At 68.2% G+C, this 9,735-nt stretch carries 9 protein-coding genes; 7 read left to right on the top strand and 2 right to left on the bottom strand.

The features are described 5' to 3' along the window. Both WA805_RS17410 and WA805_RS17415 read right to left on the bottom strand, forming a co-directional pair. The coding region (locus tag WA805_RS17410; protein ID WP_425242858.1) for a GTP-binding protein at positions 1-837 on the bottom strand (837 nt) is incomplete at its 3' end. Positions 838-1,012: 175 nt separating this feature from the next. Beyond that, positions 1,013-1,681: a hypothetical protein gene (locus tag WA805_RS17415; RefSeq protein ID WP_425242859.1), complete on the bottom strand. Its 669-nt coding sequence runs from the start codon at positions 1,679-1,681 to the stop codon at positions 1,013-1,015. A gap of 297 nt (positions 1,682-1,978) precedes the next feature. Between WA805_RS17415 and WA805_RS17420 the strand changes: the two genes are divergently transcribed. The 7 genes from WA805_RS17420 to WA805_RS17450 all read left to right on the top strand — a co-directional run. Next, complete coding sequence (locus WA805_RS17420; protein ID WP_422270889.1) at positions 1,979-2,203, top strand: hypothetical protein; 225 nt, start codon at positions 1,979-1,981, stop codon at positions 2,201-2,203. 175 nt (positions 2,204-2,378) lie between these two features. After that, positions 2,379-2,747 carry a hypothetical protein gene (locus WA805_RS17425; protein ID WP_422285732.1) on the top strand — a complete coding sequence of 123 codons (369 nt, stop codon included), beginning with the start codon at positions 2,379-2,381 and terminating at the stop codon, positions 2,745-2,747. Between the two features lie 146 nt (positions 2,748-2,893). Continuing rightward, positions 2,894-3,769: an SPFH domain-containing protein gene (locus tag WA805_RS17430; RefSeq protein ID WP_422285735.1), complete on the top strand. Its 876-nt coding sequence runs from the start codon at positions 2,894-2,896 to the stop codon at positions 3,767-3,769. 8 nt (positions 3,770-3,777) lie between these two features. Further along, complete coding sequence (locus tag WA805_RS17435) at positions 3,778-3,984, top strand: hypothetical protein (protein ID WP_422270892.1); 207 nt, start codon at positions 3,778-3,780, stop codon at positions 3,982-3,984. A gap of 431 nt (positions 3,985-4,415) precedes the next feature. After that, the gene (locus WA805_RS17440) at positions 4,416-5,798 is read left to right on the top strand and encodes a purine-cytosine permease family protein (protein ID WP_422270894.1); all 1,383 of its coding nucleotides are present in this window, start codon (positions 4,416-4,418) and stop codon (positions 5,796-5,798) included. Between the two features lie 130 nt (positions 5,799-5,928). Further along, complete coding sequence (locus tag WA805_RS17445) at positions 5,929-9,207, top strand: HAMP domain-containing protein (protein WP_422325545.1); 3,279 nt, start codon at positions 5,929-5,931, stop codon at positions 9,205-9,207. 1 nt (position 9,208) lies between these two features. Then, positions 9,209-9,735: response regulator (locus WA805_RS17450; RefSeq protein ID WP_425242860.1), on the top strand; the 527-nt coding region annotated here is incomplete at its 3' end.

The following is a 9,735-nucleotide window of genomic DNA, read 5'->3' on the forward strand; positions in this document are numbered from 1 at the left end:
GTCGAGCGCCTCGGTGACGTACAGCTCCGAGACCTTCACGCGTTCGATCTGTCCGTCCGCGCGACACCAGGCGACGGTCTCGCCGCGCCGGATCGTGCCGTGGCGGACGCGACAGATTGCGATCCGCCCCACATAAGGCGACGCATCGAGATTCGTCACGTGTGCCTGGAGTGGGTGCAGAGGGTCGTACTCGGGCGCGGGAATGTGGGTGATCAGCAACTCGACCAGCGGGCCCAGGTCCTTTCCGGGAACCGACGGATCGAGCGAAGCCCAGCCGGCCTTGGCGTTCGTATAAATGATCGGAAACTCGATCTGCGATTCGTCGGCGTCGAGGTCGAGGAACAGCTCGTAGACCTCGTCGACCACTTCGTCGATGCGGGCGTCGGGGCGGTCCACCTTGTTCACGACGAGGATCACCGGCAGCCGGGCCTCGAGCGCCTTGCGCAGCACGAACCGGGTCTGCGGAAGCGGTCCCTCGCTCGCGTCGACGAGCAGCAGCACGCCGTCCACCATCGACAGGCCGCGCTCCACCTCGCCGCCGAAATCCGCGTGCCCCGGCGTGTCGACGATGTTGATCGTCAGCCCGCCATGGGTGACGGCCGTGTTCTTGGCGAGGATCGTGATGCCCTTTTCCCGCTCCAGGTCACCCGAGTCCAGCGCCCGCTCCGCGACGTGCGCGTGGGCGCCGAACGCCCCTGATTGCCAGAGCATCGCGTCCACCAGCGTGGTCTTGCCGTGGTCGACGTGCGCGACGATCGCGACGTTCCGCAGGTCGTCGCGGGTCGCGAGCTCGCCAGCGCTGGTCTGGCGCTGCGCGGTGGTCTGGTGTACGGGCATGCGTGAGTTCTCACTGCTTCGGCGTCGGGGACTGCGCCATCCGAACTATGCGGCGCCGTTCCAGTTTATCGCCTCGCAGCACATGAGCCGGGACACCCCGCTCATGTCGGCCGTTGACGGACTGGATCTCGCGGACGTTGACCGGGCGAAGCCGGGGCGAGGACGGCGCGGAATCTCAGGAAGGCCTGCACTCTTCCGCCCTCGGATAGGAGACGGCAGGCAGGCTCGAGATGACCTGCCACTGTCCCGCGGAGTCCTCGCGAAGCTCGTCCGTGATGCGGACGTAGTGCGAGTCCGCCGGGCTGGTGTCCGGGAGGACCGCTCCGGTGGACAGGTTCGTGTTCGACGAGCCAGCGTTGTCGAAGCAGCTCGACACGTCGAGGTCCCCGTGCACCAGCGGGTCGGGGATGACCCGCATGTCGAAGTAGCTGATCGTGCCGGTGAACGACTCGGTTGTGACGTCCGTCGCCCGCAGCGACTGCTGGACCGCCGATTGCATCATCGAGCTCACGTAGCTGACCCAGCTCTGGTCCTGCCCGCCCCGGTACTCCGAGTAGAGGTAGGCGAGCTCGTAGTCCTTGTCCGTGATCACCGCCTGCGCTTGCGCGGTGCTGGACGGCAGCCAGGACGTCATCTCGATGTGCACGTTCGCGCCGAACGGCGGCATGACGTACGCGACGCCCACCACGCCGCCAGCCGACGACTGACCGTTGGCCACGGTCGCCGACGACCCGCCCGCGGGCGTGAGCATGCTCGCGGACGGCGAAGAGGAGCACGCCGTGACCGCGATCAGCGCGGCCACGCCGACCGCGAACCCGGCTACGGCTCCGGTGACTGCCTTCATTGTCCCGTCCTCATTTATCCAGGCAAGTGCCTCATGCCGCGGACGACCGCCACGACGGTAGCAGTTCGTCGATGAGCGCTTCGGTTTCTGGCGAAAGTCGCGGGTTCGATATTGCGCGACAGTGTTGTTATGGTGCTCCGCCTGCCTGCGGCTTAGGCGGCTTAGGCGGCAACCCGCGAGCTAAGGCACCGTGCGCCGCGAACATAAGGCGATCGCCCGATGCGGTGCCGGGGGTCTTAGCGCGAACCTCAAGGTACGGGGAAACCAAGGCTGGTTCCCCGGGACCGAGGAGAAAGCATGTACTCGTACCTGATGGTCAGCGAGGTCGCCAGGCAGCGGATGGCCGAGCAGCACGAGGCCGCAAGGAAGGCGAGCCGGCGGCGGGCAGTCCGCAAGGCGACGAAGGCGCAGCGCAACGGCGCGGCGGCCAACGTGTTCGAACTGCCGCCGATCCCCGACTACGTGGACGGCACGTTCCGCGTGGCGGACGACGCGGCCGCAGACGAATGCGCGGCCTGCTAACACCACCGACCGCCGCCGGGTATTCCGCGCCGCGGCCGGGCCACACGGGAGTGGCTCGGCCGCGGCTGGCTGATGGAGTCGGCACCCGCGATTACAAAATGCCACGAACATCAGCAATTTCCGTGACCATTGACGTTAGTCGAATTGCAGTTCGACCTGGTGCTACGCTTTTGCCATGGGCGCGTATCTACCACCTGGCTGGCCAACGGGGGTGCATCCGCCGGGCAGCGACGACTTCGAGGCAACCGCCGTCGCGTGGCTGCTCGAGATCGTTCCGCCCGATTACCGGCTGCACGGGGTGCTGCGCCGTCATCCCGTGGCGCTCGCCGCCATGGCCAGGCACCACACGTCGGCCTGCGTCGAGGGCGCCCGCGCCGGATACCGCACCGTGCGCACCGAACTCGCCGAGGAACTGCCGCCGCACGCGGTCGACGCGGTGCTCACCGCCTATCGCACCGAGGGACGCCGGCTCGCCGCCGTCGCGCGGGCGGTCGCCCTCGTCGAGCGCGCCATGCGCGGTGAGGTCTTTACGCCGAGGTTGTGAGCCTCCGAATCTGGATAGCGTGGGACTTGCGGAAAAGTGATATCACTATGATAGCGTGGTATCGAGCAAGCTCCACAGGAGGTGGGCACATGTCAGTCCAGGTGCAGATCGCGGACAGCAAAGGCGTTTACTCCCGCAGCCAGGCAATGCCAGAACGACCCGCGTGGCACCTGCCCGGCGTACCGATGCTACTGCTCGACGTCGTCTTGCTAGCCGCCGCGATCGTCGCGTTCTGGCAGGCCAGCCACCATACCGACGGCGGCAGGACCGGCCTGGTGTGGACAGGCGTCGTCCTCATCGCCGCCACGGTCCTCGTATTCCGCGGCCTTACCCCCGTCGCGCCGGGACGGGCGCACGTCGTTCAGCTCTTCGGCAGGTACCAGGGCACGGTCCGCGACCAGGGCCTGCAGTGGGTGAACCCGTTTGCCAACCGCGTAGCGGTCTCGACCAGGATCAGGAACCTGGAGTCGTCGCTCGCCAAGGTAAACGACGCCGACGGCAACCCGATCGAGATCGCCGCCGTCGTCGTCTGGCAGGTGCAGGACACCGCGTACGCCACTTACGCAGTCGACGACTACCCGGACTTCGTGGCCATCCAGACGGAGACCGCCGTCCGGCACATCGCGTCCAGCTACCCGTACGACAACCGGGGCAGCGGCGCGCTCTCACTGCGCGACAACGCCGACGAGATAACCCAGCGACTGTCGTCCGAGCTCACCGACCGGGTGCGGTCAGCCGGCGTGCACGTCATCGAGACCAGGCTGACCAGGCTGTCCTACGCGCCGGAGATCGCTCAGGCCATGCTGCGCCAGCAGCAGGCGAGCGCCGTTGTCGGCGCGCGGCACAAGATCGTGGAAGGCGCGGTCGGCATGGTCCGGATGGCCCTCCAGCGGCTAGAGGAGGAGGGCGTCGTCGAGCTGGACGAGGAACGGAAGGCGGCCATGGTCTCGAACCTGCTCGTAGTGCTGTGCAGCGAGCAGGCGACCCAGCAGGTGGTAAACACCGGCTCGCTGTATCAGTGACGGGCCAGATGTCCGAACGCAAGAGCATATTGCTGCGTCTCGACCCGGCGGTCCACGACGCCCTCGCCAAGTGGGCCGCCGATGAGATGCGCAGCACCAATGCCCAGATCGAGTTCCTGCTCCGCCGCGCCCTTGGCGACGCCGGCCGGATGCCCGGCCACGCCAGGCAGATGCGCCGCCCTGGCCGCCCCCCAGCCGACGCGGCCGAAGGCTAGGGCGGGCCATCCCAGCCCTGCCTCAGCCCTGTCAGCCATCTTCGTATCACTTTCGGCCTTTGAATTAGGACAAAACGGGCGCGAGAGGGGCGGGAAGTGATACGAAGACGCGGAGCCGCCATCTTCCCATCACTTTCCGCCCCTTAAATCGGACAAATCGGGCACTGGAGGGACCGGAAGTGATGGGTAGATGCAAGGTGGGAGTGATAGTGAGTTGTGTCCGGGGCCGGATCGGCGGCGGCGCGAGCGGGCCAGAGGCTGGGGCGGGGCCGCCGTCGGCGGTAAGGTTAGCGGCAACTGAATACGCACGGGAGCTCGGGCTGACCGGGCTGAGAGGGTGGCTAGCCGCCTGCCGGCGAGACCGGCGGGGCAAGGCGCGCGCCGCCGACCGTCCGAACCTGTCCGGGTAATTCCGGCGTAGGGAGGCAGCCGTGGCCACAACGGCCGATTCCACCAGTACCAGCGAGAACCCCGCGTTTGTCACCGTCCCCGGTGACCGCCGCTCCGAGGTTGGGCGCACGCTCGCCGAGCCGGTGCCCCAGTCGCTGAGCCTGACCGACCAGTTCGGCCTGTGGGGCAACCTCGGCGTGAGCCTGCTCGGCTTCACCGGCGCGATCTTCGTGCTGCAGCCAGGCGGCGCGGGGACACCGGAGCTGTCCCTGGCCGCCGCGCTGACCGCCATCGTGGTCGGCACGCTGTTCGGCACCCTGGTGCTCGCGTTTTCCGGCGTACCTGGCACGCAAACGGGCGCGCCGGCCATGGTGCTGCTGCGCGGCCTGTTCGGGGCGCGGGTGTCCTACCTGCCTACCGTGCTCAACATCGTGCAGCTCTTCGGCTGGAGCATCTTCGAGCTGGTGACGATCGCGACGGCCGCGCATACGGTGGCACCCGCGCTGCCGAAGTGGGGATACGTGCTGATCGCCGGGGCGGTGACCGGGCTGCTGACCATCCACCCGCTCGGCGCCATCCGGGTGCTGCGCCGGTACGCCACCGCCGCCGTGCTCGTGGTGATGGTCTACCTGCTCGTCCAGCTGCTGCGGCATCCGCTGCCCGCCTTCACGCACGGCACGTGGTCCGGGTACTGGGCCGCCACCGACACCGTGGTCGCCGTCGCCATCTCCTTCGTTCCGCTGGCCGCCGACTACACGCGGCACTCCCGCAGCACGCGCGATACCGTCGCTGGCACACTCGTCGGCTACAGCACCACCCAGGTGCTCTGCTACGTCATCGGGCTGCTCGCGCTGGTCACCGTCGCGCACGGGAACTCCAACGACATCTTCGCGGCGTTCATCGCGCTGCCGGCCGGCTCGCTCGGGTTCGCGATCCTGGCCGCGCGGGAACTCGACCAGTCATTCGCGGACGTCTACTCCACCGCGGTGTCGGTGCAGAACCTGCGGCCGCTGTGGGACAGGCGCGTCCTGGCGGGGCTGATCACCGCACTGACCACGGCCGGCGCGCTGTGGCTCAACATCGCCGACTACGAGAACTTCCTCACCCTGCTCGGTTCGGTGTTCGTGCCCATGTCGGCGGTGCTGATCGTGGACTACTTCGCCTTCGCGGGGCGCCGGCGCTGGGACCTGTCGGCCTCGGCCCGCCCCCGCTGGCTGATGCTGCTCCCGTGGGCCGCGGGATTCGTCACCTACCAGCTCATCAACCCCGGGTACGTGTCCTGGTGGGCGTCGGCGTGGACGTCTTTCGGGCAGGCCATCGGCTTCACCCCGGCCAGCTGGATGTCGGCGTCGATCCTGTCGTTCTGCGTGTCGGCGGTGCTCACGCTGCTGGCCGGATGGCTGCCGCGGGTTATCCGCCGGTAAACCGGTCCCTGCTGAATTGCCTCGCCAGGGACGCCGCGCTCGGCTCGGGCGCCAGCGGGATCCGCGTGACAGACTTGGAATGCAAATGCTTCCCTGACGACAACGCCGAAGGATGAATACCGGAGACGACATGATTGAGACTCCGCCTTCGCTGACCGGTGAGGTACGTTACTCCGACCATGACCTCGAGCCGCTGCGCGCCGCGCTGCTGGCGCTCAGCAAGGGCGACTTCAGCCAGCAGCCGCGTATCGCGGAGGAAGACGGCTCGGTCCTCGGCCAGATCTGGCCGCTCGTGGATGCCGTCGGCACCGAGCTGTCCGCGCTGAACGACGAGGTCGCCCGCCGCGCCGAACAGGTCAGGGACATCGCCATGGTCACCACCGCGGTCGCCCGCGGCGACCTGACCAGGAAGGTGACCGTCGACGTCCAGGGCGAGATGCTGCAGCTCAAGCAGACCGTGAACACGATGGTCGACCAGCTGTCCGCCTTCGCCGACGAGGTGACGCGGGTGGCCCGCGAGGTCGGCACCGAGGGCCGCCTCGGCGGCCAGGCGCACGTCAGGGGCGTCTCGGGGGTGTGGGAGGACCTCACCGACTCGGTCAACAGGATGGCCCGCAACCTGACGGCCCAGGTCCGGAACATCGCGCAGGTCGCCACGGCCGTGGCCCAGGGCGACCTGTCGCAGAAAATCACCGTCGACGCGCAGGGTGAAGTCCTCGAGCTGAAGACCACGATCAACACCATGGTCGACCAGCTGTCCGCCTTCGCCGACGAGGTGACGCGCGTCGCCCGCGAGGTCGGCGCCGAAGGGCGCCTCGGCGGCCAGGCCGACGTTAAGGGCGTGTCAGGGATCTGGAAGAACCTCACCGACAACGTCAACTCGATGGCCGGCAACCTCACCACCCAGGTGCGGAACATCGCTCAGGTCACCACCGCGGTCGCTCAGGGCGACCTGTCCAAGAAGATCGACGTGGCCGCGCTGGGCGAGATCCTCGAGCTGACGACCACCATCAACACCATGGTCGACCAGCTGTCCGCCTTCGCCGACGAGGTGACGCGCGTCGCCCGCGAGGTCGGCACCGAAGGGCGCCTCGGCGGCCAGGCCGAGGTCGAGGGCGTGTCGGGGACGTGGAAGCGGCTGACCGAATCCGTCAACGGCCTGGCGAGCAACCTCACCACCCAGGTCCGCGCGATCGCCGGCGTCGCCAGCGCCGTCGCCGAAGGCGACCTGACCCAGTCGATCACCGTCGAGGCCAGCGGCGAGGTTGCCGAGCTCAAGGACAACATCAACCTGATGGTCGCCAACCTGCGGGAGACGACCAAGGCGAACCACGAGCAGGACTGGCTGAACACCAACCTCGCCCGGCTGTCGTCGCTGATGCAGGGGCACCGTGACCCGCTCGAGGTAGCGCGGCTGATCATGAGCGAGCTGACGCCGCTGGTCTCCGCCCAGTACGGGGCTTTCTACCTGGCGTCGGCGCCGGCGGGGGACGCGGCCGGGGACCCGGAGTTCGAGCGGATCGCCGCGTACGGCTTCCACCGCAGCGGTACCACCCGCTTCATCCTGGGCGAGGGGCTGGCCGGGCAGGCCGCCCTCGACCGGGTCCGGATCCTGGTCGAAGACGTCCCACCGGGCTACGTCACGGTCGGCTCCGGACTCGGCCAGTCGGCACCGACGCACCTCGTGGTGCTGCCTATCCTCTTCGAGGACCAGGTGCTCGGGGTGCTCGAGCTCGCCTCGCTGCACCGGTTCAGCGACCTGCACCTGACGTTCTTCGACCGGTTCGTGCCGACGATTGGCGTCACGATCAACGCGATCATGGCGAACTCCCGCACCGAGGTGCTGCTGACGGAGTCGCAGCGGCTCGCCACCCAGCTGCAGGAGCGCTCCGACGAGCTGCAGCGCCAGCAGGCCGAGCTGCGGCGGTCCAACGCGGAACTCGAGGATAAGGCCGCCCTGCTCGCCAAGCAGAACCGCGCGATCGAAGTGCAGAACTTCCAGATCGACCAGGCCCGCCGCACTCTGGAAGAGCGCGCGCAGCAGCTGGCGATCTCCTCGCAGTACAAGTCGGAGTTCCTCGCCAACATGTCGCACGAGCTGCGCACGCCGCTGAACTCGCTGCTAGTCCTGGCCAAGCTGCTGTCGGAGAACCTGGACGGAAACCTGACGGTCAAGCAGATCGAGTTCGCCAGGACCATCCACGAGGCAGGCGCGGACCTGCTGCAGCTCATCAACGACATCCTCGACCTGTCCAAGGTCGAGGCGGGCAAGATGGAGGTGCACCCGGCGGCGATCGCGCTGGACACGCTGCTGGACTACGTGGACGCGACGTTCCGCCCGACGGCCGCGCAGAAGGGCCTGACGTTCGAGGTCGAGGTGAACCCGGACGTGCCCGCGCTGATCTACTCCGACGAGCAGCGGCTCCAGCAGATCCTGCGCAACCTGCTGTCCAACGCGGTGAAGTTCACCTCCGCCGGCGGGGTCACGCTGCGGGTCGCCAAGGCCGACCCGGCCATCAGGTTCGCCGGACCGCTCCGCGACGAGGCGTCGGTGCTCGCGTTCGCCGTCACCGACACGGGCATCGGCATCGCCGAGCCCAAGCTCGAGCTGATATTCGGCGCGTTCCAGCAGGCGGACGGCACCACCTCGCGCGGCTACGGCGGCACCGGCCTCGGCCTGTCGATCTCCAGGGACATCGCCAGGCTGCTCGGCGGCGAGATCCGCGCCACCAGCCGGCTCGGGCACGGCTCCACGTTCACCTTCTACCTGACCGGCCGCCAGGCGGCCGGGACCGTGGCCGGCTCCCCGGTCCCCATGTCCCTGTCGGGATCAGGAGTTTCCCGAACGGTCCCGGCCGACTCAGCAACCGCTCTGGCTTCTGCCGGGCTCCCGGGCGGCGCGGTCGCTGACTCCGGCAGCCAGCCTGGAACACTCGCCGGCGCTGGCCTGGACGACGGGAGCCGCCAGGAACACGACCCGCTGAGCGGAGCGAAGATCCTCATCGTCGACGACGATGTGCGGAACGTGTTCGCGCTGACCAGCGTGTTCGAGCGGTACGGGGCGCAGATCCGGTACGCGGAGAACGGCCGGCAGGGAATGGAAATCCTGGATCGCGAAGACGACATCGCGCTGGTATTGATGGATGTCATGATGCCGGAACTAGACGGGTACGCCACCACCGCGGCGATCCGGCGGCGTCCCGAGTTCGCCGACCTGCCGATCATCACGGTGACCGCGAAGGCCATGAAGGGTGACCGGGCGAAGTCGATCGCTTCCGGCGCTTCCGAATACGTCACCAAGCCAGTGGATATATCTCATCTCATCGGCCTGACGCGCGGCTGGCTGGAACGGCGACCGCGCCAAGCGGGCCTGCCCCGAACCTATCCCCGGACCGAGGGGAGCGGCTGACGTGCCGCAAAAGGCAAGAATTCTGCTCGTCGACGACCGTGCCGAGAACCTGATCGCGCTCGAGGCCATCCTCTCTTCGCTGAACCAGGAACTGATCCAGGTCCGCTCCGGCGAGGCGGCGCTGAAGGCGCTGCTGTCCGACGAATTCGCCGTGATCCTGCTCGACGTGGTGATGCCCGGCATGGACGGCTTCGAGACCGCGGCGCACATCAAGAACCGCGCCCGCACGCACGACGTGCCGATTATCTTCCTCACGGCCGCGGGCGCGGAGCCGGACCACGCGTTCCGCGGCTACGCGGCCGGCGCGGTCGACTACATCGCCAAGCCGTTCGACCCGTGGGTGCTGCGCGCCAAGGTGGCGGTCTTCGTGGACCTGTACACGAAGAACCGCCAGCTGCGTGAGCAGTCCGAGCTGCTGCGGCAGCAGGCGGAAGGCTCGACGGGCGGCCTGCTCGCCGAGCTGTCCCGGCGGCTGTCGGCGATCGAGGCCAGCGCGGCGGGGCTGGCCAGCGTGCCGACGGTGAAGAC

Source organism: Trebonia sp. (genome assembly GCF_049794275.1).
Taxonomy (GTDB): domain Bacteria; phylum Actinomycetota; class Actinomycetes; order Streptosporangiales; family Streptosporangiaceae; genus Trebonia.

What these genes read in the sequence shown, in the direction of transcription:
- WA805_RS17415 (WP_425242859.1), bottom strand. Translation starts at nt 1,681, where the DNA reads ATGAAGGCAGTCACCGGAGCCGTAGCCGGGTTCGCGGTCGGCGTGGCC.
- WA805_RS17420 (WP_422270889.1), top strand. Translation starts at nt 1,979, where the DNA reads ATGTACTCGTACCTGATGGTCAGCGAGGTCGCCAGGCAGCGGATGGCC.
- WA805_RS17425 (WP_422285732.1), top strand. Translation starts at nt 2,379, where the DNA reads ATGGGCGCGTATCTACCACCTGGCTGGCCAACGGGGGTGCATCCGCCG.
- WA805_RS17430 (WP_422285735.1), top strand. Translation starts at nt 2,894, where the DNA reads ATGCCAGAACGACCCGCGTGGCACCTGCCCGGCGTACCGATGCTACTG.
- WA805_RS17435 (WP_422270892.1), top strand. Translation starts at nt 3,778, where the DNA reads ATGTCCGAACGCAAGAGCATATTGCTGCGTCTCGACCCGGCGGTCCAC.
- WA805_RS17445 (WP_422325545.1), top strand. Translation starts at nt 5,929, where the DNA reads ATGATTGAGACTCCGCCTTCGCTGACCGGTGAGGTACGTTACTCCGAC.